Genomic DNA, 22750 nt, shown 5'->3' with positions numbered 1-22750 from the left:
CGGCAGGCCGGTGGTCAGTCGCGCTTGAGCAGGCCCCAGCGGTAGCCGTCGTAGAGCGCCTCCCAGGAGGCCTCGATCACGTTGGTGCCGACCCCGACCGTGGTCCAGGTCCGCTCCCCGTCGGTCAGATCGATCAGGGTGCGGACGATGGCGTCGGTGCCGTGGCCCTGGTCGAGGATCCGGACCCGGAAGTCGGTGAGCTCGAAGTTGTCCACCTGCGGGTAGGCCGGGGTGAGCGCGCCGCGCAGCGCGACGTCCAGGGCGTTCAGCGGACCGTGGCCCTCGCCGACCAGGATGTGCGAGATCCCCTTGGCCCGCAGCTTCACGGTTGCCTCGGAGTCGCCCTCCGGCTTCACCTCGTGAGTGGTGAACACCCGCCAGGCCAGCACTTCGAAGAACTCATCAGTCAGCCCCATCTCGCTGCGCAGCAGCAGCTCGAAGCTGGCGTCGGCCGACTCGTAGGAGTAGCCGTCCAGCTCGCGGGCCTTGACCGCCTCGGTGATCCGAGCCGCCAGATCGCGGTTGGACAGGTCGTAGCCCAGCGAGGAGCCCTTCATCTGGACGCTGGCCCGTCCGGCCATGTCCGAGACCAGCATTCGCATGTCGTTGCCCACCAGCATCGGATCGATGTGTTGGTAGAGGTTCGAGTCCACTTTGATGGCCGAGGCATGCAGGCCGGCCTTGTGCGCGAAGGCCGAGCTGCCCACATACGGCTGCCGGTTGCTCAGTGGCAGGTTGGTGATCCCGGCAATGGCGTGGGTGATCCGGGTGGCCTCGGCCAGCGCCGACGGAGGCACCAGCGGCCAGCCGTACTTCAGCTGCAGGTTGGCGATCACCGTGACCAAGTTGGCGTTGCCGGTCCGCTCGCCGTACTCGTTGACGGTGCCCTGGACGTGCATCACGCCGGCCTCGACGGCGGCCACCGTGTTGGCCACGGCGCAGCCGGTGTCGTTGTGGCAGTGGATGCCCAGGTCGACCCCGATCTGGGCGGCGGCGCTGACCACGTCGGCCATCCAACTGGGCAGCATCCCGCCGTTGGTGTCGCACAGCACGACCACCTCGGCACCGGCGTCGGCCGCGGTGCGGACGACCTCGAGCGCGTACTCGGGGTTGGCCCGGTAGCCGTCGAAGAAGTGCTCGGCGTCGACGAAGACCCGCCGTCCGTGGGCGACCAGATGCGAGACGGTGTCAGCGATCATGGCCAGGTTCTCGGCCAGCGTCGTCCGCAGTGCCCGCAGGACGTGCTCGTCGTGCGACTTGGCCACGATGCAGACCACCTCGGTCTTGGCGTCGAGCAGCGCCTGCACCTGCGGATCGTCCGCGGCGAAGGTGCCGGCCTTGCGGGTGGCCCCGAAGGCGACCAGCGTCGCGTTGCGCAGAGTGAGCTGGCCTTCGGCGGCCGCAGCGAAGAAGGCCGTGTCGTTCGGATTGGCGCCCGGCCAACCGCCCTCGATGTAACCGACGCCGAGCTGATCCAGGTAGCGCGCAATTCGCAGCTTGTCGTGGACGGTGAGCTGCATTCCTTCCTGCTGAGCACCATCGCGCAGGGTGGTGTCGTAGACGTGGAAGGTATCCGGCGCCGCTGGCGGGATCGTCATCAGTGAACCTGTCTTGTTGGCGAAAATACCCGAGGGAGTTTGCCCTTCCCGGCGACTGTTACGCCGAGGTTTCAGGGCCTGAGACAAACCGTCTCACAGACGTTCCCATCCGGCGAGCACAATTGGGCCATGGCAACTCTGGAACACCGCGGCAAGACCGTCCACAGCATCGGCGAACTCCCCCAGGTCGGCCTCCAGCTGCCTACCTTCAGCCTTGTCGGAGCCGATTTGGTGGACTTCGGACCGGAGATCGCGGCCGGCCGACGGCTGGTCCTGAACATCTTCCCGAGTGTTGATACCTCGGTCTGCGCAACCAGCGTCCGCCGCTTCAACGAGCTGGCCTCCGGGCTTCCGGACACGCTGGTGCTGTGCGTGTCGGCAGATCTACCGATGGCCGCCTCACGGTTCTGCGCGGCTGAAGGCCTGGCCAACGTGGTCACGGGCTCGACCTTCCGCAGCACCTTCGGCGCCGACTACGGGCTCACTCTGGTCGACGGCCCGATGCGTGGCCTGCTGTCGCGCGCGGTGATCGTGGCCGATGCCGAGGGCACCATTCGCCACACCGAGCAGGTCGCCAACATCAGCACCGAGCCGAACTACGACGCAGCGCTGGCCGCCCTGGCCTGAGCCGGAGCTCAGACCACTCGGCGCATCCAGCCGCGGGTGTCAGCCACCCGTCCGTACTGGATGTCGAGGATGGCGTTGCGGATCGCCAGGGTGGCCGGAAGTCCGTTCTCCGGAAGCCGCCACTCGCCCTCGGCCGTCCGGAAGCTGCCGATCGGGGTGACCACAGCGGCCGTGCCACAGGAGAACGCCTCGGTGATCCGCCCTTCGCGGATGCCGGTGAACAGCTCATCGGGAGTGACCTGGCGCTCCTCGGTGGTCAGGCCGAGCTCCCCTGCCAGGGTCAGCACCGACGAGCGGGTGACTCCCTCCAGGATCGTCCCGGTCAGCGCCGGGGTGATCAGCGTGCCGTCCGCGGTGACCAGGAACACGTTCATGCCGCCGAGTTCCTCGACCCGGTCCTTGCCGCTGGCCTCGATGAACAACACCTGCGAGCAGCCGTGCTGGTAGCCCTCGTACTGGGCGATCAGAGACGCGGCGTAGTTGCCGCCGCACTTGGCCGCACCGGTGCCGCCGGCTCCGGCCCGGGCGTAGGAGTCGGTCACCCAGATGTCGACCGGCTTGACCCCACCGGCGAAGTACGGGCCCGACGGGGAGGCGATCACCGAGAAGGTGACCCGCTGTGCGGCCCGCACCCCCAAGAACACCTCATCGGCGAACATGAACGGACGCAGGTAGAGGCTCTTCTCCCCCTCCGCGTCGGGCACCCAGTGGGCGTCCACCGTGACCAGCTCGGTGACCGCAGTGAAGAAGTCTTCGATCTCCAGGCTGGGCAGCATCATCCGGGCCGCCGAGGTCTGCAACCGACGGGCGTTGGCCTCGGGCCGGAACAGATGGATCGAGCCGTCGGCATGCCGGTAGGCCTTCAGACCTTCGAAGATCTCCTGGCCGTAGTGCAGCACCGCGCCGGCCGGATCGATATGAAAGGGGCCGTAGGGCCGAATCTCGCTGTCGGTCCAACCCGCATCGGCCGTCCAGGTGGCTACTGCCATGTGGTCGGTGAAGTAGTTGCCGAAACCCGGATCGGCCAGGACGGACGCCACCTGGTCTGGGGTCTTGGGCTGGGGATTGCGGGTCAGCGGATAGGTCAGCGACATGCCCCGAATGCTATCGCTGCCGGTGAGACGACTTGGCCGCTGATCCACGGGGCAAGTACCCTCGCGCGGGTGAACCAAGCTCCCAAGCCAGTCATCTCAGTTGTCGCAGGCGACGGTATCGGCCCGGAGGTCGTGGCCGAAGGCCTGAAGGTCCTGTGCAAGACCGTCGGGGATGACACCTTCGACTTCGTCCACCACGATCTGGGCGCCGAGCGCTGGCAGCGCACCGGTGAGGTGCTCCCGGCCGCCGATCTCGAGCAGCTGGCCGCCGCGCAGGCGATCATCCTGGGCGCGGTGGGAGCCGCACCGGGTTCCAAGGCCATCCCGTCCGGCCTGCTGGAGCGCGGGCTGCTGCTGAAGCTGCGCTTCGAGTTCGACCAGTACGTGAATTTGCGCCCGTCCAAGCTGTACCCCGGGGTCCCCACCCCGCTGGCCGAGTCGGTCACCTCGCGCGGCCCCATCGATTTCGTGGTGGTTCGCGAAGGCACCGAGGGCCTGTACTGCGGCAATGGCGGCGCCTTCCGGGCCGGCACCGACTATGAGGTGGCCACCGAGGTCTCGATCAACACCGCCCACGGCGTGGAGCGGGTGATCCGGGACGCCTTCGTCCGCGCCGAGCAGCGCCGGGGCAAGGTCACCATGGTGCACAAGCACAACGTCCTGGTGAACGCCGGCGGGCTGTGGAACCGGCTGTTCCAGACTGTGGCCGCCGAGCACCCCGGGGTCACCACCGACTACCTGCACGTGGACGCAGCCACCATCGCGCTCGTCCAGGATCCGCAGCGCTTCGATGTGCTGGTCACCGACAACCTGTTCGGCGACATTCTGACCGATCTGGCCGCCGCAGTGACCGGCGGGATCGGCCTGGCCGCCTCCGCCAACATCAACCCGGACGGCACGTTCCCGTCCATGTTCGAGCCGGTGCACGGCTCGGCACCCGACATCGCAGGCCAGGGCATCGCCGATCCGACCGCGACCATCTTGTCGATGGCCCTGCTGCTGGATCACCTGGGCCGGTCCGACGATGCTCGCCGGATCGAGGCGGCAGTCGATGCCGACATGGCCGAGCGTGGCGCGACCAAGCGTCCGACCTCGGTGATCGGCGATGACATCGCCGCTCGGCTAAAGTAGCCGCCAACCGGTTCGGGTCGGGCTTCACCCCACAGCCCTCACCTCCTCCAGAGGACAGCATCACCGTCCCTGGAAAAGACCTTGCCGGTGCCACCCAGTCGAGCCTGATCTCAAGGACCTCTCCGTGACACCGACGACACCCAGAGCTCACCGTCGCGTTTTGCTGCGCGCCCATCAGAGCCCTTTCGAGAGCCACTCCGCGCTGCACACCCTGCTGCGCAACCGGATCGGCGACAATGCCGGGAACCTGCTGTTCTCGCACGCCAGTCACCGGCTCTTGTCGACCCCGTCCACCCAGATCGAGACTTCCCGGCTGTTCCACCTCAGTGCGGAGGAGGTGAATGAGAAGTACGACGCGGTCGTGATTCCCCTGGCCAACGCCTTCCGCAAGGCCTTCCTGCCCGAGCTCGAACGGCTCACCCAGTTGATCGAGGGGCTGAAGGTTCCGGTCACCGTCCTGGGCGTGAACGCTCAGATCCGCCCGTCCACCGGCGAGCCGGTGGGTGCCATCGGCGAGCAGGTGTCTGCTTTCGTCCGGGCCGTGCTGCGCACCTCGCCGCGGGTGGGCGTCCGTGGCGAGCAGACCGCCGCCTACCTGAAGCGGCTGGGCTTCGCAGATCAGGACGTCGAGACGATCGGCTGTCCGTCGATGTTCCTCTACGGCCCCGACTTGCCCACGCTGCGCCTGGGCGAGTTCTCGCAGCACAGCCGAGTCTCACTCAACCTCTCGCCGTACGCCGCCGGCATCGATGAGCTGGTTGCCGACCACGATCGGCGCTACCCGAACCTGGCCTACACCGCTCAGGACATCGGCACCCTGTGGTTGCTGCTGGCCGGCGAGTACGAGTCCGAGCTGAAGCCCAAGCACGGGGCCCCGGTGCACGCGCATCATCCTCTGCTGCACTCGGGACGCACCTACTTCCCGCTGAACGTCCCCACGTGGCTCGACCATCTGGCGGGCTTCGACTTCTCGTTCGGGACCCGGATCCACGGGAACATCGCTGCTGTGCTGGCGGGCACTCCAGCTGTTGTCCTCACCCATGACTCGCGAACCGCCGAGTTGGCCGACTATCACCAGCTCCCACATCGACGTCTCGGCACCGCCAAAGGCTGGGACGCCGAGCGGCTGTACGCAGAGACCGACCTCTCGACCACCGCGGCCGCCCATCCCGAGCGCTGGCGCCGGATGGCCGGCTTCCTGTCCGAGCAAGGTCTGGAGCACCGCTACCAGGACGGTGTCGCAGAGGACGACTTCGACGCCCGGCTGGCTCAGATCAGGTTCCCTGAAGTGGTCCGCTCGGATGCCGTCGACTTCTGGCACACGACCGCCGCCAAGGGCTTTCGGGCGCTACGCACAGTCGTCCGCCGGGTTCGCGGCTCGGCGGGCGGCGGGACTCGGACGTCCTGACGACGGAACCTCGTCGGCTCCGGCAGCTGGGCTGACTCAGCGGTCGCCGAGCGAGCCGAACACGCGGCGGTGCAGCCCGGTCACTCGTCCGGAGATCCACCACATCGCTTCGACCAGCACTGCGGCTCCCAGCCCGAACCAGACCGCGTTGAGGTTCATGGCCACATTGCTGGGATCCAGCTGCGGATCTGCGGTGGCCAGCCAGGGCCACACCGGAAGCATCTGGGCGTACCAGCCGGGCAGCCAGAAGACGGTCAGGACGGCCAGCGTGATCATGGTGGCGATCATCGCGATCTTCCACCACTGATATGGACGGGCGATGGCGATCATGGCCCAGCCACCGGCGATCATCACGGCGATCAGGGTTGCCGTGCTGGCCTGGGTGGCGCTGGCCTCGTCCGTGACCGACTGCAGCGAGACCAGATAGGTCCCGAAGGTGGTCAGGCCGATCACCAGGCCCACCGGCATCGAGAAGCTCAGCACGCGCTTCAAGAAGCCGGGACGAGCCCGCTCCCCGTTCGGGGCCAGGGCCAGGATCGCTGCGGGAATGCCGATGGTGTACCAGCCGATGAACGAGATGTGCATCGGGACGAACGGGAAGGGCAGCCGCCACAACGCCACCAGTAGAGCCAGCACCAGCGAGTACATGGTCTTGGTCAGGAAGAAGTTGGCGACCCGCTCGATGTTGCCGATCACTCGGCGGCCCTCGGCCACCACATGCGGCAAGGTAGCGAAGTCGTCGTTGAGCAGGACGATCTGAGCCACTGAGCGAGTGGCCGCGGCGCCCGAACCCATGGCCACGCCCAAGTCGGAGTCCTTGATGGCGAGGACGTCGTTGACGCCGTCGCCGGTCATGGCCACGTTGTGTCCGCGGGACTGCAGAGCCGCCACCATCTGCCGCTTCTGCTGGGGGGTGACCCGGCCGAACACCCCGGCCGACTCCACCCGGTCGGCGAACTCCTCCGGGTCGTCCGGCAGCGTCCGGGCATCGATCACCTCGGTCGCCGCGACGCCGAGGGATCCGGTGACCGCCCCCACCGACTTCGCGTTGTCACCGGAGATCACCTTGACTGCGACGTTCTGCTCGGCGAAGTAGGCCAGGGTCCCGGCAGCCTCGGGCCGCACCTTCTGCTCCAGGACCACCAAGGCTCGGGGAGTGACCGTGCCGGGCGCGGCCGGATCATCGACCAGGAGGTCCGACTCGCCCAGCAGCAACACGCGTCGTCCGCTGAGGCCGACCTCCTCGGCTCGCTGCGCCACCGCAGTGGTGGGATCGGCCAGTACGTCGGGGGCGCCGATCACCCAGTTGCCCTGCCCGGCGAAGCTGACGCCGGACCACTTCTTGGCCGAGGTGAACGGCGCCATGGCCGCAACCGTCCAGGGCTCGGCGGCCGGCGACAGCGCATGGGTGAGGGCCTGCATTGACGCATTGGGACGAGGGTCGGCGGCGGCCACCTGGGCCAGAGCCTGCTCGAGCCGGGCAGAGTCGGCCTCGTCCAGAGGCTCGATACGACTGAACTGCAGGCCGTTCTCGGTCAGAGTGCCGGTCTTGTCGGCGCAGACCACGTCCACCCGGGCCAGGCCCTCGATGGCCGGCAGCTCCTGAACCAGGACGTTCAGCTGGCCGAGCCGGATCACGCCCACCGCGAAGGCCAGCGAGGTGAGCAGCACCAGCCCTTCGGGGACCATCGGCACCAGAGCGCCGGACATCCGCAGGACAATCTCCTGCCAGGGTGCCCCGGGGTTCTGCGTCCACTGAACCCACACGGTGGCCGCCCCGACCGGGATCAGCAGCCAGGTGACCAGCCGCAAGATCTGGTTGATCGCGGTCTGCAGCTCCGACTTCACCAGGGAGAACTTGCTGGCCTCGGCGGTGAGCTTGGCCGCGTAGGACTCCAGGCCGATCCGGGTGGCGCGGAAGGCACCGACGCCGGACACCACGAAGCTGCCCGACATCACCTCGTCGCCGGGCTGCTTGAGCACGGCGTCCGACTCGCCAGTGAGCAGCGACTCGTCCACCTCGAGGTAGGACGCCTCGACCACGATGCCGTCGACGATGATCTGGTCGCCAGGGCCGATCTCGATGATGTCGTCCAGCACGACCTGGTCGCGCGGCAGTTCGGCAGCCACCCCGTCCCGGCGGACCAGCGGTTTGCCTTCGCCGACCACGGCCAGGTTGTCCAGGGTGCGCTTGGCGCGCAGTTCCTGGAAGGCACCGATCCCGGAGTTGATGATGATCAGGAAGCCGAACAGCGCGTTGCCCAAGCTGCCGGTGCTGAGCACGATCACGAACAGCACCATCAGCAGGAAGTTGATTCGGGTGAAGACGTTGGCCCGGATGATGTCCCAGGTCGTCCGTCCCGAGCGCGGCGGCAGGGTGTTGACCTGACCGGCAGCGATTCGTTCGGCAACCTCGGCACCGCTGAGTCCGGCCACCGGGGCCACCTGCGTCGTCATGATCGACAGCTTGCCAGACGCGACAAGTTCCGCGAATCGGTGACCTCCCTGGTCCTCACCCCCGTTCCGGCCTCACTTCGGCCTTCGGTCCCCGTCCCCCGCCTCCCGCGTTCGCTACCGAATGCAACTCTTGCTACCGAAATCTCGGCAGCAGGAGTTGCGATTGGTAGCAGGAACGGTGTGAGTTCGGAGTGAGGCACCGCAGGAGCCGGCAGTGTGCGCTCAACTCGCCGGGTTGGTGAGGCCTCGCGCATGGTCGAACGCCGCCTGGACTCGGCGCCGGAAGCCAATCGGATCGGACAGGTCGGCCCAGGTCCAGCGGACGACCACCCAGCCGGCGTCGCGAATCGCCTGTTCGCGGGCCTTCTCCCGGATCACCGTGTCGGCGACGGACGCCTCGTCGCCGAGGTACTTGATACGTCCATCGAACTCGCCGACCACTCTCTGTTCCAGCCACCCGAAGTCGGACCGGGCAACCCAACGACCACTTCGATCGCGGATCTCGACTTGCAGAGACGGCGCTGGGAGACCGACTTGCGCGATGAGCACCCTGCTGATCGACTCGCCCACACTCTCGGAAGCCCCATCGGCGAAGGCCAACGCCGCCCGAGCGACGCCAACGCCGTGACGCCGCCTGGCCCCTCGCACGATCTGCTCCAGTTCGGAGCGCCGGACACCCGCGCGAAGCGCGGCGTCCAGGGTGGCCACCGCTCTGTCGTAGCTCAACCCGCAGGCGCGATCGACAGCCGTGCGAGCCAGGCTGGTCACTCGCAGGTTCTGGAGTTGGCAGACCTGGTCAGGCTCCAGCGCGCCGAGCCGGGCATGGAGCCAGGTGCCCGCCCGACCGTGCCCGCCCTCCGGCCGAATCACCGTCACCTTGGCCAGGTCTCGCTCCCAGGTCGGCAGGCCATGCAGCACGGCAGCACTGGAGTGGCTGAGCACCGCACTCTCACCGAGCAGCGGCCATGTGGCCGCCACGAGCTGGAGGTGCCGCTCCATCGCGTCCACGCCCAGCTCGGACGCATAGGCACCATGCCGGACCCGCACCAGGGATCCGGCACGCACCTGCCGAGTGAGTGACATCCGATCCGCACCCTCAACGGCGAGCTGAGCCGCCCTCGCCACCTCCATGTCCTCAGCATCGCGTGCCCATCCGTCCAGGAGGCGCGCACCGTGGCAACGGACAACAACCGACGCAAATGGACAACACGACCAGTCGGAACTTCCGTTCGCCGGCCTATGCGCCGCGCGCCCCCGTCCCCCCGTTCGCGCTACCGAAGGCAACTCTTGCTGCCGAAAGATCGGTAGCGAAGGTTCCACTCGGTAGCGCGAACGGTGAGGCGGACGCGGCGAGGCGGACGAGGTGCGGCGAGGCGACCTGGCTGAGCGTCCGGGCTCTAGGTCCTCGGGCCTAGATCCACACCCAGACGACGAGAGCGCGCCGCACCCGAAGGTGCGACGCGCTCGTCAGGTCAGGCGCGGATCAGCGAGCCGCGGTGCCCTCGACGTAGTCGTCGTCGTGCGACTTCACCCAGCTCATCAGGCCGCGCAGCTTGCGCCCGGTGGCCTCGATCGGGTGCTGCTCGCCCTTGGCGCGCAGTGCCTTGAACTCCGGCGCACCGGCGTCCTGATCGTCGATGAAGCGCTTGGCGAAGGCGCCGGACTGGATGTCGGCCAGGACGTCCTTCATCCGCTGCTTCACCGAGGCGTCGATCACCCGCGGGCCGGAGACGTAGTCACCAAACTCCGCGGTGTCGGACACCGACCAGCGCTGCTTGGCGATGCCGCCCTCGTACATCAGGTCGACGATCAGCTTCAGCTCGTGCAGGCACTCGAAGTAGGCGACCTCCGGCTGGTAACCGGCCTCGGTCAGCACCTCGAAACCAGCGGTGACCAGGGCGGACGTGCCGCCACACAGGACGGCCTGCTCACCGAACAGGTCGGTCTCGGTCTCCTCGGTGAAGGTGGTCTTGATGCCACCGGCCCGCAGGCCACCGATCGCCTTGGCGTAGGACAGGGCCAGCGGCCAGGCATTGCCGGTCTCGTCCTTCTCCACGGCGACGATCACCGGGACGCCACGGCCCTCGGAGTACTCGCGGCGGACCAGGTGGCCGGGGCCCTTCGGCGCGACCATGCAGACGTCCACACCGGGCGGCGGGGTGACGTAGCCGAACCGGATGTTGAAGCCGTGAGCGAAGAACAGCGCGTCGCCGGCGACCAGGTGCGGCTCGATGGACTCCTTGTAGAGGTGACGCTGCACCTGGTCGGGAGCCAGCACCATGATCAGGTTGGCTTCCTCGACAGCCTGCGCCGGGCTGACCACCCGCAGGCCTTCGGCCTCAGCCTTCGCCCAGCTCTTGGAGCCCTCGCGCAGGCCGACCCGGACGTCCACGCCGGAGTCCCGCAGGCTGAGCGCATGGGCGTGGCCCTGGCTGCCGTAGCCGATCACTGCAACAACACGGCCCTGGATGACCGAAAGATCGGCGTCGGAGTCGTAGAACATCTGTGCCATTTGGATTCCTTCTCACTACTTCCTAGTTCGCCAGCCGCGCAGCCGGACGAGTCTTATCGATCTTCGCACGATCAGCCAGGGACCGGCCGCCGCGACCGAGAGCGACCAAGCCGGACTGAACCAGCTCCCGCACTCCGTAGGGCTTGAGCATCTCCAGCAGTGCCTCAAGTTTGTCAGGTGAACCGGTGGCCTCGATGGTCATCGAGTCATTGTGAACATCGACGGTCTTGCCCCGGAACAGCTGGACGATCTCGATGATCTGACTGCGGGTGGCCGGATCGGCCTTCACCTTGATCAGCATCAGCTCGCGACCGACCGACGCCCCGTCCTCGAGCTCGACGATTTTGAGCACCTCGATCAGCTTGTTCAGCTGCTTGACGATCTGCTCCAGCACCAGCTGGCTGTCCACGGCCACCTGGACGGTGATCCGGGACAGGTCCGGCTCCTCGGTCGGGCCGACGGCCAGCGACTCGATGTTGTAGCCACGGCGAGCGAAGAGGCCGGAGATCCGGGCCAGCACGCCCGGCTTGTTCTCGACCAACACGCTGAGAGTGTGCTTGTTCACAGTTCCTCCTCATCCCACTTCGGAGCCAGATCGCGAGCGATCTTGATCTCGTCATTGCTGGTGCCGGCTGCGACCATCGGCCAGACCATCGCGTCCTTGTGCACCACGAACTCCACGACCACCGGACGATCGTTGATCGCCATTGCCTGGTTGATCACCTGATCGACCTCTTCGAGGGTCTCGGCGCGCAGGCCGACCGCACCCATGGCCTCGGCCAGCTTCGGGAAGTCCGGCACCAGGTGGGTCTTCAGGTTGGTGTTGGAGTAACGCTCCCCGTAGAACAGGGTCTGCCACTGGCGCACCATGCCCAGGCTGCGGTTGTTGATCACCGCGATCTTGATCGGGATGCCCTCCAGGGCGCAGGTGACCAGCTCCTGATTGGTCATCTGAAAGCAGCCGTCGCCGTCGATCCCCCAGACCACGTCCTCGGGACGACCGACCTTGGCACCCATCGCGGTCGGCACGCAGTAGCCCATGGTGCCGGCGCCGCCGGAGTTCAGGAACCGGGTCGGACGCTCGTGCGGCAGCAGGTGGGCAGACCACATCTGGTGCTGGCCCACCCCGGCCACGAAGGTGGCGTCCGGGCCTGCGATCTCGCCGATCCGCTTGATCACGTACTCGGGGCTGAGCAGGCCGTCGCTGACCGGCTCGCTGTCCCCGGTCGGGTAGCGCCGCTTCAGGTCGGTCACCTGGTGCACCCATTCGGTGTACTGCGGCAGGTCGGTGTCGGCCAGGGTCTGGTTCAGCTCGTCCAGCACCTCGGCCAGGTCGCCGACAATCGGGACGTCCGCCACCCGGTTCTTGCTGATCTCGGCCGGGTCGATATCGGCGTGGATCACCTTGGCCTCGGGCGCGAACGAGTCGAGCTTGCCGGTCACCCGGTCATCGAACCGGGCGCCGAGGGTGATCAGCAGGTCCGAGCGCTGCAGGGCGCCGACCGCGGCCACCGTCCCGTGCATGCCGGGCATGCCCAGGTTCAGCTCGTGGCTGTCCGGGAAGGCGCCGCGGGCCATCAAGGTGGTGACCACCGGAATCCCGGTGAGCCGAACGAGCTCAGCCAGCTGATCCCAGGCCCGAGCCCGGTTGATCCCGCCACCCAGGTAGATCACCGGACGCTCAGCCTCGGCGATCAGCTTGGCGGCCTCCCGGATCTGCTTGCCGTGCGGGCGAGTGATCGGGTGGTAGCCGGGCAGGTCGAGTTCGGTGGGCCAGACGAACGGCGCCGACTTGGTCAGTGCGTCCTTGGCGATGTCGACCAGGACCGGTCCGGGGCGCCCGGTGATCGCCAGATGGAAGGCCGCGGCGATGGCGTGCGGGATCTCGGCCGGATCGGTGATCAGGAAGCTGTGCTTGGTAATCGGGAAGGTGATGCCGCGGATGTCGGCCTCCTGGAACGCGTCGGTTCCGATCGACTGGCTGGTCACCTGCCCGGTGATGGCCACCATGGGCACCGAGTCCATGTAGGCGTCGCCGATGGCCGTGACCAGGTTCGTGGCACCCGGGCCGGACGTCGCGATGCAGACGCCGACCTTGCCGGTCACCTGCGCGTAGCCCTCGGCCGCGTGGCCGGCACCCTGCTCATGGCGGACCAGGATGTGGCGCACCTTCGAGTCGTAGAGCGGATCGTAGGCCGGGAGAATGGCACCGCCGGGGATGCCGAAGAGTACTTCGACGCCGACCCGCTCCAAGGACTCCACCAGCGCCTGGGCTCCGGTCAAGATCTGTGGTGACTCTTCGGCCATCTCTACCTCACTTCTCCGTACATATCGGTGGAACTTGCGCAGAAAAAAACCCCCGCTGCTTGCGCAGGCGAGGGAGCGTGTCGGGTCTGATTCGACTCAGCCGACACGCTGACTAACTACGAGGATGTTCTTCCGCACAGGTCAAGACTCCCGGCCACCGCCGCCCGTGTCAAACTTCGCGCGCCTGCGTCCCACATGTTGGTCGATCGGGCCCCAAGGCTCAACCCCGGCCTTCGACTTCACGGCAATACGCTGTGGATATCCGCTCAGAAGTAGCGATCGAGCCGGACCCCGGGTGACGATGAATGCCGTAGCGAAAGCCACCGAAAGGGACCCCCCGATGCCCCCGACCAGCCGTAGCGCCGCCTTCGCACGCGTCCTGCTCAGCGCAGCGACCGCGATGGCGCTTGCCGCGACCGCCACCCCGGCCGCCCACGCCGACGATGCCATCACCCCGTCCGGCGGGACGATCACGATCACCGGAGCCGGCTGGGGCCACGGCCGTGGCATGTCCCAGTACGGCGCCTACGGCGCAGCCAAGAAGGGCCTGACCTACTCCGAGATCTTGTCGTTCTACTACCCGGGGACCACGCTCAGCGACCTCACCGGGAGCAGCACCGTCCGGGTGTGGATCAGCGCCGACAACGACAATCGCCTGAACTTCCCGGTGGCCGCCGGGCTCCAGGTCTCCAACTCGTCCGGCCCGAAGGTCAGTCTGCCGACCGCCAGCAAGTACAAGGCCTGGCGGATCTCGCGGTCGGGCAGCAATCGGGTGCTGGAGTACAAGTCGGCCGACGGGAGCTGGGTGACCTACAAGACCAAGCTCGACCCCAAGCGGGTCTGGTACGTCGCCAACCCGAAGGACGGTGCCGTGAAGCTGGCCATGCCAGGCGGCTCGGTGCGCACCTACTCCGGCAAGCTCGCCTTCCGGTTCAGCGGCTCCGGCGCAGCCACGGTCAACCACGTCTCGATGGAGACCTACCTCCGCTCGGTGGTTCCCTCCGAGATGCCGGCCGGCTGGGGCACCGCCAAGAGCAAGGGAATCGAGGCGCTGAAGGCCCAGTCCATCGCGGCCCGCACCTACGCCGCCCGAATCCGCTCCACCCGCCCGTCCACTGCGATCTACGACCTGTGCGACACCTCGGCCTGCCAGGTCTACAAGGACAACTCCGGACGGGCCAGCCAGACCGATGCCGCCATCAGCGCGACCAAGGGCAAGGTGCTGAACTACAAGAGCGGCTTCGCTCTCACCGAGTACACCAGCTCCAACGGTGGCCTCACCGCGGCCAGCAACCTGGCCTACCAGATTCAGCAGCTCGACCCCTACGAGTCGTACCTGAGTTCGGTCAGCACGTGGACGTCCGGCTGGACCAAGACCATCAAGACCTCGGTGGTCGAGGCCGCCTATCCGACGATCGGCACTCTGACCAGCATCCAGGTGATCACCCGGACCGGCGGTGAGCCGTTCGGTGGACGGGTCAGCTCGGTGAAGTTGGTCGGCTCGGCCAAGACTCTGACCGTCACCGGCAGCGCGCTGAAGTCCAAGCTCAAGCTGCGCGAGACGCTGTTCAGCATCTCGGCTCAGGCTCCGGTCAACACCTCGACCAAGAAGAAGTAGCGGCTAGCGCCCCAGGATCTGGCGCTGCACCTCGTCCAGGTCGTGTGCGGGGTCGCGCTCCATCAGCCCGCTCATGCCGGGCTTGGCGGCGTACCGCGGGATCAGATGGACGTGCAGGTGGAAGACCTCCTGGCCGGCCACGGCACCGGAGTTCACCAACAGGTTGAGCCCGTCGGCACCCAGCCGGTCAACCAGCAGCCGTCCGGTGGCCTGCACGGCCGGCGCGATCACGCTGAGCGTCTCCGGATCGGCCAGCGCGTCGGCGACGTGTTGGCGCGGGATCACCAGGGTGTGGCCGCGATGCCACGGGTTGATGTCGAGGAAGGCCACGGCCGTGTCGTCGGCGTAGACCTGTCGCGACGGGATGTCACCGGCGATGATGGCGCAGAACAAGCAATCCATGATGGTCAGCGTACGGCGAATCCGGCATCGGCCAGGGCCGCCTTCACCGCCGGGATGGTCAGCGTCTGATAGTGGAACACGCTGGCGGCCAGCAGGGCGTCCGCACCGGCCCGGGCCGCCGCCACGAAGTGCTCGACAGTCCCGGCGCCGCCCGAAGCGATCACCGGCACGGACACGACATCCTTGACCGCTGCGATCAGCTCCAGGTCGAAGCCGTCGGTGGTGCCGTCGGCGTCCATTGAGTTCAGCAGGATCTCCCCCGCACCTCGGTCGACGGCCTCGCGGACCCAGGCGATGGCGTCCAGGCCGGCGCTGTTCCGGCCACCGTGGGTGGTCACACCGAAACCGGACGGCTGCCCGGCCTCACGCCGGGCGTCCAGGGAGAGCACCACCACCTGGTTGCCGAAGCGCCGGGTGATCTCGTTGATCGACTCCGGACGAGTGATCGCCCCAGTGTTGATGCCGACCTTGTCGGCACCGGTGCGCAGCAGCCGGTCGACGTCCTCGACGCCGCGGACGCCGCCGCCCACGGTCAGCGGGATGAACACGGTCTCCGCGGTCCGCTGGACGGTCTCGTAGGTGGTGGCCCGGCCCTGCGATGAGGCCGAGATGTCCAAGAAGACAAGTTCGTCGGCGCCGTCGGCACCGTAGGCCGCGGCCAACTCCACCGGATCACCGGCGTCACGCAGGTTGCGGAAGTTGACCCCCTTCACCACCCGTCCGTCGTGGACGTCGAGGCAGGGGATCACCCGAATGGCTAGCGACATGGCACCAGGCTACCGAAGCCGGCGGGACGCACGGGTCGGGGTTCAGTCCTCCAGCGGAGCAGCCTCGACCACGCCACGCCGAATGGCTGTGATCGCCGAGCGACAGGTCGTTCGCAGGACACCCGGGCCGGACGCCTCGGCCAGCTGACCCAGCGCATCGGCCACCTGCCGGGCCCAGCGGACGAAATCGCCGGCGGTCAGGTCGGACTCATACATCACCTCGGCCAGCTCGGCGCCGCTGACCCAGGCATGGATCGACTCGGCGAAACCGATCTCCGGCTCGGCATGGCTGGGCAGCCGATGGTCACGCTCGGTGAGGCAGACCTGGCGCCAGATCGTCCGCAGCCGCTGCTGGGCGATCTCCGAGCGCCGATCGGGCAGCCGGGCCGGGTTGCGGCGATCGCCGCGCGCCTCGAAGACCAGGCTGGACACGACGGCCGCCAGTTGGGCGGGGTCGAGGTCGGCGAACACGCCGTCCCGCACGGCCTCCGCCGTGACCAGGTCGAGTTCGGAGTAGAGCCGGGACAGCATTCGCCCCTGCTCGGTGACCCGATCGCCGCCGTCCGGGCTGAGGTAGCCCAGCGACTCCAGCACGCTGCAGACCCGATCGAAGCGGACCGCGATGGTGTTGGTACGCCGCTCCACCTGCCGCTGCGCAGCTTCGGCGTCGCGCTCCAGGCGCAGAGCGGTCTCGGCGTACCGGGCGTGCTCCTCACGATCAGGGCAGCGGTGCACCGGGTGCCGACGCATCTCCTCACGCAACTCCCCCACTCGGGCCATCGACTCCGCGTCCGCCTGCGCCGAACGACCAGCCAGCTCCGGAGGCTCCCGACGCAGTTTGGCCTCCAGCGCCGAGGACAGGTTGCGCCGGAAAGCCGTCGAGCGCGGGTCGAAGTGCTTGGGCACCTTCATGTGCGAGGCCACCACCGGCGGCTCCGGGAAGTCGGTCACGCCCAGCCGCTTGGTCTGCCGGTCGACGGTGAGCACCACCGGGGACGGCCCATCGGGACCCAGGCCCTCGGAGATCACCACTCCCCAGCCGCGGTGCCGCCGGCCGGGGATGTCGATGATGTCGCCCACCTGCAGTCCCTGCAGCACCTCGATGGTCTCCGAGCGACGATCGGCGCGGCGCAGCCGGGCCGCCTCGGCCTCGGCTGCCGAGATCTGGGAGCGCAGCCGGAAGTAGGCCTCGGCATCGCCCTGGTCGCACGTGGCTTGGGTCCACTGCGCCCGGGCCTTGTCCTTGGCCAGGCTGATGGTGCGAGCCAGCCCCACCACCGAACGGTCGGACTGGAACTGGGCGAAGGACTGCTCCAGCAGCCCACGGGCCCGCTCCCGGCCGACCGTGGCGACCAAGTTCACGGCCATGTTGTAGGTCGGCTGGAACGACGAGCGCAGCGGGTAGGTGCGCCGGGACGCCAGCGCCGCGACCGCCCGCGGATCGAGGCCGGGCTGCCAGCAGACGACGGCGTGGCCCTCGACGTCGATGCCGCGGCGTCCGGCCCGTCCGGTGAGCTGGGTGAACTCGCCTGCGGTGATGTCGGCGTGGGTCTCGCCGTTGTACTTGACCAGCCGCTCGAGCACGACACTGCGGGCCGGCATGTTGATCCCGAGCGCCAGAGTCTCGGTGGCGAACACGACCTTGACCAGGCCCGCAGAGAAGGCCTCCTCGACCGCTTCTTTGAAGGCCGGTAGCAGGCCGGCGTGATGGGCGGCGATGCCGTCGGTGAAGGCGGCCAGGAAGCGGTCGTAGCCCAGTGCGTCCAGGTCGGACGGGCTGAGCGAGCCGACGTGACGCTCGGCGATCTCGACCAGCTGGTGCCGCTCGACGGCATTGGTCAGCCGAATGCCGGAGGCGGCCAACTGGACGACGGCAACGTCACAACCCTGCCGGGAGAAGATGAAGAAGATGGCCGGCAGCAGCCCTTCGGCGGCCAGCCGTTCCACGGTGGCATCCCGGCGCGGCACCAGATGCCGGCTGGCCTCCAAGTGCTGCTTGGCTGCGGCCCCGCCGTAACGTCCCGAGCCGTAGCTGGTGGCCCGTCGTCCGTTGCCGGAGCGTCCCCGGGGCCGCCGCGAGTCGTCGCGCTGGTTGCGGGCCTCGTCCTTAGCCATCCGGATCAGCTCGGGGTTCACGTCCTCGCCGGCGAACAGCTCCAGCAGCCGCCGGCCGACCATGACGTGCTGGTACAGCGGCACCGGACGCCGCTCGGTGACCACCACCTCGACTCCCCCACGCACCTCGGACAGCCAGTCACCGAACTCCTCGGCATTGCTGACCGTCGCCGACAGCGCCACCAGCTGCACCGAGGGCGCCAGCGAGATGATCACTTCCTCCCAGACCGCCCCACGGAACCGGTCGGCCAGGTAGTGCACCTCGTCCATCACCACGAAACCGAGGTTGGCCAGGGTGGACGATCCGGCGTAGATCATGTTGCGGAGCACCTCGGTGGTCATCACCACCACCGGCGCCTCACCGTTGATCGTCGAGTCCCCGGTGAGCAGCCCGACTGCATCGCTGCCGTAGCGATCGACCAGGTCGTGGTACTTCTGGTTGCTCAGCGCCTTGATCGGCGTCGTGTAGAAGCACTTGCGGCCCTGGCTGAGCGCCAAGTGGACGGCGAACTCGCCGACCACGGTCTTGCCGGCCCCGGTGGGGGCGGCCACCAGGACGCCGCGGCCATCGATCAGGTGTCCGCAGGCGGTGAGCTGATAGTCGTCGAGCTCGAAGTCGTAGCCGGCACCGAACTCGGCCAGCAGCGCGGTCACTGGCCCACCGGACTGTAGACACTGAGCATGTCGCTGACCGCGCGCAGGGTGACTGGTACGTCACCGAGCTCCTCGCCGTCGGCCATCGCGTACAGGCCGTCGCCGTCGACGACCACCTCCCGCGCGCGGAGCAGTTCCACGGCCGGGTCCTTGATGAACTTCCCGGTGTACATCGAGGGCAGCAGTCGAAGCAGAGTGGTTCGGCTGACCGGATTCACCACGGTCAAGTCGAGCAGCCCGTCGGTGACGTCCGCCTTCGGACAGCCCTGCATGCCGCCGCCGAACCAGCCGGCATTGCCCACGGCGATCAGCATGGCGGTCTGCTCGCGTGGCACTCCGTCGATGACCAGCCGATACGACAGCGGCTCGAAGCGGTGCAGTTCGGCCAGCGCCGCCCAGCCGTAGACCAGGCCGCCCAGGGTGAAGCTGGCCCGGTTGGTGCGGTAGTTCACCCGTCCGTCGAAGCCGGTGGAGACGATCGAGCCCACCCAGCGCTGCTCAGCGCCGTCGACGAGGTTGCCTGTGGCCGACATCAGGTCGATCCGGCGCAGCTTGCCGTCGATGATGGCGCGCACCGCGCCCGCCGGGGAGGTTGGGACGCCGACACCGCGGCAGAAGTCGTTGCCGCTGCCGGCCGGAAGCAGGCCGATCGGCACCTGAGTGCCGGCCGCGGCGTTCAGGCCGAGGTGCATCATTCCGTCCCCGCCCATCACCAGCAGCGAGTCCCGCGGACGTCCCGGCTGAGGCGGACGTGCCTGTTCGACGGCCGCGATGCAGCGCAGCCTGGCTTCGGCCCAGGTCGAGGTCTGCACGACCCGGAGGTTCACCTCGGGCAGGCCGGCCACCAGCGCGCTGGTGATCTTGGGCAGCAGTCGCCGGGCCCGGCCCCGGCCGGCCGCCGGGTTCACCACGAGGGTGAAGGTGGCGCCGTTGTAGTGCAACGACATCTCAGTTGGCCTCAGCAGTCTCTTTCGCCTTGCGGCGGTCATGGATCCGGCAGATCAGCTCGGCGATGAGATACAGAACCACCATTGGCAGGGCCAGGGCAAGCATCGAGAAGGGATCGGTCGACGGCGTCGCCACCGCACCGAAGACGAAGGTGGCGAAGATCACATACGTCCGGGCCTTGGCCAGCTGCTCAGCACTGACCACTCCGATCAGGTTCGCGCCGACCACCACCACAGGCATCAGGAAGCCGAGTCCGAAGATCACCATCAACTGCATGGTCAGCTTCAAGAAGTCGTCGACGGCCAGCAGGTTGGTCACCGGGACGGTCGCCGGGGTGAAGGAGAGCATCACCCAGATCCCCTGCGGCATGATCAGGTAGCCGATCACCACGCCCAGCAGGAACAGCGGGATCGCCGCGCCCAGGAAGGCCAGCGCATAGCGCTTCTCCTTAGCCACCAGCGCGGGCGCGATGAAGGCCCAGAGCTGGTACAGCCAGATCGGGCTGGACGCGACCAAGCCGGCGATCAGGCTCACCTGCATCACCAGGATGAACGGTGCCGTGACGCCACTGATCACCGTTGTCGGGTTCAGGTTCGGCGCGTTCTCCTTGAGGATGTCGACCGCGCGCAGATAGGGCTGCATCAGTAGCAGGTAGAGCTGGTTGAACCAGATCGCGGCCAGACAGGCGGCCAGCACGATGGACACCGAGGCAATCACCAGGCGGTAGCGAAGCTCGCGCAGGTGATCGGCCAGCGACATCACTCCGCCGGGCTGGGCCTGCGGCGGACGCAGCCAGGCCAGCCGTCGCCGCTTGCCGCTCACCGCTGACTGAGGTCGGACGGTCCGGCCTCGGGCTCACTCGGCGTGGTCGGTGAGGCCTGTGGCCCCGACTCGTCCGACTCGTGACCGCTCAGGTCCGAACCGGGCCCGCCCAGCCGGTAACCGGCGATCAACAACACGGCGATCAGACCCAGGATCGCCCACTCCCAGCCACCCAGGTTCATCCGCGGTCCCCTGCGTCCGAGCGATGGCGGGGCAGCTGCGCTGCCGGGGTCGGCTCGATCTGGCTGAGCAGGGTGGTCAGTTCGTCGACCCGCTGGCCGAGCATCTCCACCTCCGAGAACAGGTCGCTGGCCTTGTGCCACAGCCAGACTGCGTAGCTGATCGCCACGATCAGCCCGGCCACGGCGATCCCGGCGAAGATCAGCACCCAGAGCATGGCTGAACCCTACCCTGCCTGATAAGCCCCGAGAGCTTCGGCGGCGGCCTCCGCAGCCGCATCACCGGCCTGCTCGGGCTGGATCGAGAGCACCGCCCGGCCCAGCCGCAACAGCAGTGACCGCAGCCAACCGGGGTCGGCAACCAGCAGATCCACTTCCAGCCAGTCCTCGCCGCGCCGGACGTGCCGGATCGGGTAGTACTCGGCAACCCAGGCCGCCTCGGTACGCAGCCGCAAGGTCACCTCGGCCGCCTCCGGACGCTGCTCGAGCCAGCCCGGGCCGAACTCCGGCGGCTCCGGGAGCGCCGGAGCCGGCTGTGCGGTCGGCTCGGCCGACGAGATCCGGTCCAGTCGGTAGGTGCGCCAGGCCTGGCGGTCCAGGCTCCATGCCTGCAGGTAGCCGAAGCCGTCGCGGACGATCAGCCGCACCGGTGCCACCACCGGGGTCGACAACTCCTGGCCGGCGTCGGTGTACTCCAGCTTCACCAGCACCGACTCGCTGATGGCCTGCGCCAACAGATCCCGCAACTCCGCCGAGCCACTGGCCACTGCCACCTTGGTGGTCACGGCCACAGTGCCGGTCGCCTGTTCCAGCTTGGCCAACGCTGAGTCGATGCCGGGCGCCGCGCTGGCCGGGGCCAGCTCCCGGACGGTCCGCAACGCGACCACCAGGCTCAGCGCCTCGTCCGGGGTGAACCGCATCGGACGATCCAGGTAGTCGGCATTGGACAGCCGGATCCGGCCGGAGTCGGTCACGGCATCCATGTCGATCTCGATCAGATCGCCGGGGCCGCCACCGGGCAGGCCGCAGTACCACAGCACGTTCAGGTCGGCGATCAGCTGTCGGCTACTCACCCCGAACACCTCGGCAGTGGCTTCGAGCTCGGCGTCCGGATGATGCTGCAGGTAGGGCACCAGGGCCAGCAGTCGGGACACCTGATCCGCAGAGGTCATTTCCGTCCTCCCGCCACGGCCTTGAGTTGGGCGATCACCGAGCGCCGGATGCCGGGCGGACCGAGGACAACCACGTCCGCGCCGTGGGCACAGACCTCGCCCACGAAGTCGCCGGTCCGGGAGTAGCTGACCGCGAAGGCGCTGAACCCGCACGGCACCCCCTCGGCATCCACCGGACGGGCTCGCCGGCGCAGGTCGGCGCCACGTCCGTCCCGGATGGCCAGGATCGCCTCAGCGTCGGCCGGGCCGGGCTCCAGGCCGGCCAGCACGGCGTCCATCTCGACTTCGGCCGGCACCTGATAGCTGCCCGGCTTGCCCAGCCGGACCACCTCGGCATCGATCCGAGAGACCTTGAAAGTACGCCGTTCGCCCTTGTCCAGGTCGAGTGCCACCAAGTACCAGGAGCCCCGCCGATAGGCCATGGCCCACGGCTGGACCCGACGTGGCTGGCCCTTGTAGGAGAAGCGCACCGCCACCCGCTCGGCAACCGCGGCCCAGATCGGCGCGAAAGCCGGCTCTCGCGCTCCGATGGACGGGGCCAGTCCGGCCAGCCGCTCCGGATCGGGATCGACTCCGCCGGCCCGCAGTTTGGCCAGCGCCGAGACCGCCTGCTCGGCCTGGGTGGCCGACTCCCAGACGGTGGCCGCCAGGCCGAGTGCGGCCGTCTCGGTCTGGGTGAACCCGATCGGCGGCAGTTCGAAGTCCTTGCGCCGGATCCGGTAGCCGATCTCATCGGGGAACAGCGCGGAGTTGCTGCCGGTCTCCACCGGAACCCCCATGGCCCGCAGCTCGTCCTTGTCCCGCTCGAAGGTGCGCTCGAAGGCCGCGTCACTGAGATCGTGGTAGCCCTCGACCACCTCGCGAATCTGACTCTTCTCGACGAACCGACGCGCAAGCAGGAGACAGATCGCCAGGTTCATGATGCGTTCGGACTTCCGG

At 68.1% G+C, this 22750-nt stretch carries 20 protein-coding genes; 4 read left to right on the top strand and 16 right to left on the bottom strand.

Annotation, left to right across the window (positions count from 1 at the left end; translation table 11 throughout):
• Positions 1-14: 14 nt before the first annotated feature.
• Positions 15-1598: a citramalate synthase gene (gene cimA, locus ATK74_RS05340; protein WP_098460068.1), complete on the bottom strand. Its 1584-nt coding sequence runs from the start codon at positions 1596-1598 to the stop codon at positions 15-17.
• 129 nt (positions 1599-1727) lie between these two features.
• Here cimA and tpx point away from each other — a divergent pair, with 129 nt between their 5' ends.
• Positions 1728-2225 (top strand): thiol peroxidase, encoded by a 498-nt coding sequence (gene tpx, locus ATK74_RS05335; protein WP_098460067.1) that lies wholly within the window; start codon positions 1728-1730, stop codon positions 2223-2225.
• An 8-nt stretch (positions 2226-2233) separates the two neighbouring features.
• On the opposite strand, the gene ATK74_RS05330 is transcribed toward tpx, so the two are convergent.
• Positions 2234-3319, bottom strand: coding sequence for a branched-chain amino acid aminotransferase (locus tag ATK74_RS05330; RefSeq protein WP_098460066.1), 1086 nt, complete (start codon positions 3317-3319; stop codon positions 2234-2236).
• Positions 3320-3388: 69 nt separating this feature from the next.
• On the opposite strand from ATK74_RS05330, the gene ATK74_RS05325 reads away from it, so the two are divergent.
• Both ATK74_RS05325 and ATK74_RS05320 read left to right on the top strand, forming a co-directional pair.
• Complete coding sequence (locus ATK74_RS05325) at positions 3389-4450, top strand: 3-isopropylmalate dehydrogenase (RefSeq protein WP_098460065.1); 1062 nt, start codon at positions 3389-3391, stop codon at positions 4448-4450.
• Positions 4451-4610: 160 nt separating this feature from the next.
• The gene (locus ATK74_RS05320) at positions 4611-5858 is read left to right on the top strand and encodes a polysaccharide pyruvyl transferase family protein (RefSeq protein WP_169923743.1); all 1248 of its coding nucleotides are present in this window, start codon (positions 4611-4613) and stop codon (positions 5856-5858) included.
• Positions 5859-5894: 36 nt separating this feature from the next.
• On the opposite strand, the gene ATK74_RS05315 is transcribed toward ATK74_RS05320, so the two are convergent.
• The 5 genes from ATK74_RS05315 to ATK74_RS05295 form a co-directional block, all read right to left on the bottom strand.
• Positions 5895-8315: an HAD-IC family P-type ATPase gene (locus ATK74_RS05315; RefSeq protein ID WP_098460063.1), complete on the bottom strand. Its 2421-nt coding sequence runs from the start codon at positions 8313-8315 to the stop codon at positions 5895-5897.
• A 222-nt stretch (positions 8316-8537) separates the two neighbouring features.
• Positions 8538-9446, bottom strand: a complete 909-nt coding sequence (locus ATK74_RS05310) for a type IV toxin-antitoxin system AbiEi family antitoxin domain-containing protein (RefSeq protein WP_098460062.1) — start codon at positions 9444-9446, stop codon at positions 8538-8540.
• Positions 9447-9798: 352 nt separating this feature from the next.
• Complete coding sequence (ilvC, locus tag ATK74_RS05305) at positions 9799-10827, bottom strand: ketol-acid reductoisomerase (protein WP_098460061.1); 1029 nt, start codon at positions 10825-10827, stop codon at positions 9799-9801.
• A gap of 22 nt (positions 10828-10849) precedes the next feature.
• Positions 10850-11392, bottom strand: coding sequence for an acetolactate synthase small subunit (ilvN, locus tag ATK74_RS05300; protein ID WP_098460060.1), 543 nt, complete (start codon positions 11390-11392; stop codon positions 10850-10852).
• Complete coding sequence (locus tag ATK74_RS05295; RefSeq protein WP_098460059.1) at positions 11389-13134, bottom strand: acetolactate synthase large subunit; 1746 nt, start codon at positions 13132-13134, stop codon at positions 11389-11391. The genes ilvN and ATK74_RS05295 overlap by 4 nt, the downstream gene beginning before the upstream one ends.
• A 340-nt stretch (positions 13135-13474) precedes the next feature.
• Between ATK74_RS05295 and ATK74_RS05290 the strand changes: the two genes are divergently transcribed.
• Positions 13475-14752, top strand: a complete 1278-nt coding sequence (locus tag ATK74_RS05290) for a SpoIID/LytB domain-containing protein (protein ID WP_169923742.1) — start codon at positions 13475-13477, stop codon at positions 14750-14752.
• Positions 14753-14755: 3 nt separating this feature from the next.
• Here the strand turns inward: ATK74_RS05290 and ATK74_RS05285 are convergent, their stop codons facing one another.
• Genes ATK74_RS05285 through ATK74_RS05245 form a run of 9 tightly spaced genes read right to left on the bottom strand, consistent with a single transcriptional unit; the run spans position 14756 to position 22731 of the window.
• Positions 14756-15154 carry an HIT family protein gene (locus ATK74_RS05285; protein WP_098460057.1) on the bottom strand — a complete coding sequence of 133 codons (399 nt, stop codon included), beginning with the start codon at positions 15152-15154 and terminating at the stop codon, positions 14756-14758.
• Between the two features lie 5 nt (positions 15155-15159).
• A complete protein-coding gene (hisF, locus tag ATK74_RS05280; RefSeq protein ID WP_098460056.1) occupies positions 15160-15921 on the bottom strand; it encodes an imidazole glycerol phosphate synthase subunit HisF in 762 nt (253 codons plus the stop codon).
• A gap of 42 nt (positions 15922-15963) precedes the next feature.
• A complete protein-coding gene (locus ATK74_RS05275) occupies positions 15964-18690 on the bottom strand; it encodes a DEAD/DEAH box helicase (RefSeq protein ID WP_098460055.1) in 2727 nt (908 codons plus the stop codon).
• Positions 18687-19637 (bottom strand): diacylglycerol/lipid kinase family protein, encoded by a 951-nt coding sequence (locus ATK74_RS05270; RefSeq protein WP_098460054.1) that lies wholly within the window; start codon positions 19635-19637, stop codon positions 18687-18689. The genes ATK74_RS05275 and ATK74_RS05270 overlap by 4 nt, the downstream gene beginning before the upstream one ends.
• Position 19638: 1 nt before the next feature.
• A complete protein-coding gene (gene tatC / locus ATK74_RS05265) occupies positions 19639-20460 on the bottom strand; it encodes a twin-arginine translocase subunit TatC (protein ID WP_211283290.1) in 822 nt (273 codons plus the stop codon).
• Complete coding sequence (locus ATK74_RS05260) at positions 20457-20642, bottom strand: hypothetical protein (RefSeq protein WP_098460053.1); 186 nt, start codon at positions 20640-20642, stop codon at positions 20457-20459. The genes tatC and ATK74_RS05260 overlap by 4 nt, the downstream gene beginning before the upstream one ends.
• The gene (locus tag ATK74_RS05255) at positions 20639-20857 is read right to left on the bottom strand and encodes a hypothetical protein (RefSeq protein WP_098460052.1); all 219 of its coding nucleotides are present in this window, start codon (positions 20855-20857) and stop codon (positions 20639-20641) included. The genes ATK74_RS05260 and ATK74_RS05255 overlap by 4 nt, the downstream gene beginning before the upstream one ends.
• 9 nt (positions 20858-20866) lie before the next feature.
• On the bottom strand, positions 20867-21811 hold the full coding sequence (locus ATK74_RS05250) for a helix-turn-helix transcriptional regulator (RefSeq protein ID WP_098460051.1): 945 nt from the start codon (positions 21809-21811) through the stop codon (positions 20867-20869).
• Positions 21808-22731: a helix-turn-helix transcriptional regulator gene (locus ATK74_RS05245; protein WP_245840737.1), complete on the bottom strand. Its 924-nt coding sequence runs from the start codon at positions 22729-22731 to the stop codon at positions 21808-21810. Before ATK74_RS05245 ends, ATK74_RS05250 begins: the two co-directional genes overlap by 4 nt.
• Positions 22732-22750: the final 19 nt, after the last annotated feature.

The organism is Propionicimonas paludicola, assembly GCF_002563675.1.
In the GTDB taxonomy this organism is placed as follows: domain Bacteria; phylum Actinomycetota; class Actinomycetes; order Propionibacteriales; family Propionibacteriaceae; genus Propionicimonas; species Propionicimonas paludicola.
This window is presented reverse-complemented; position numbering and strand designations above follow the sequence as displayed.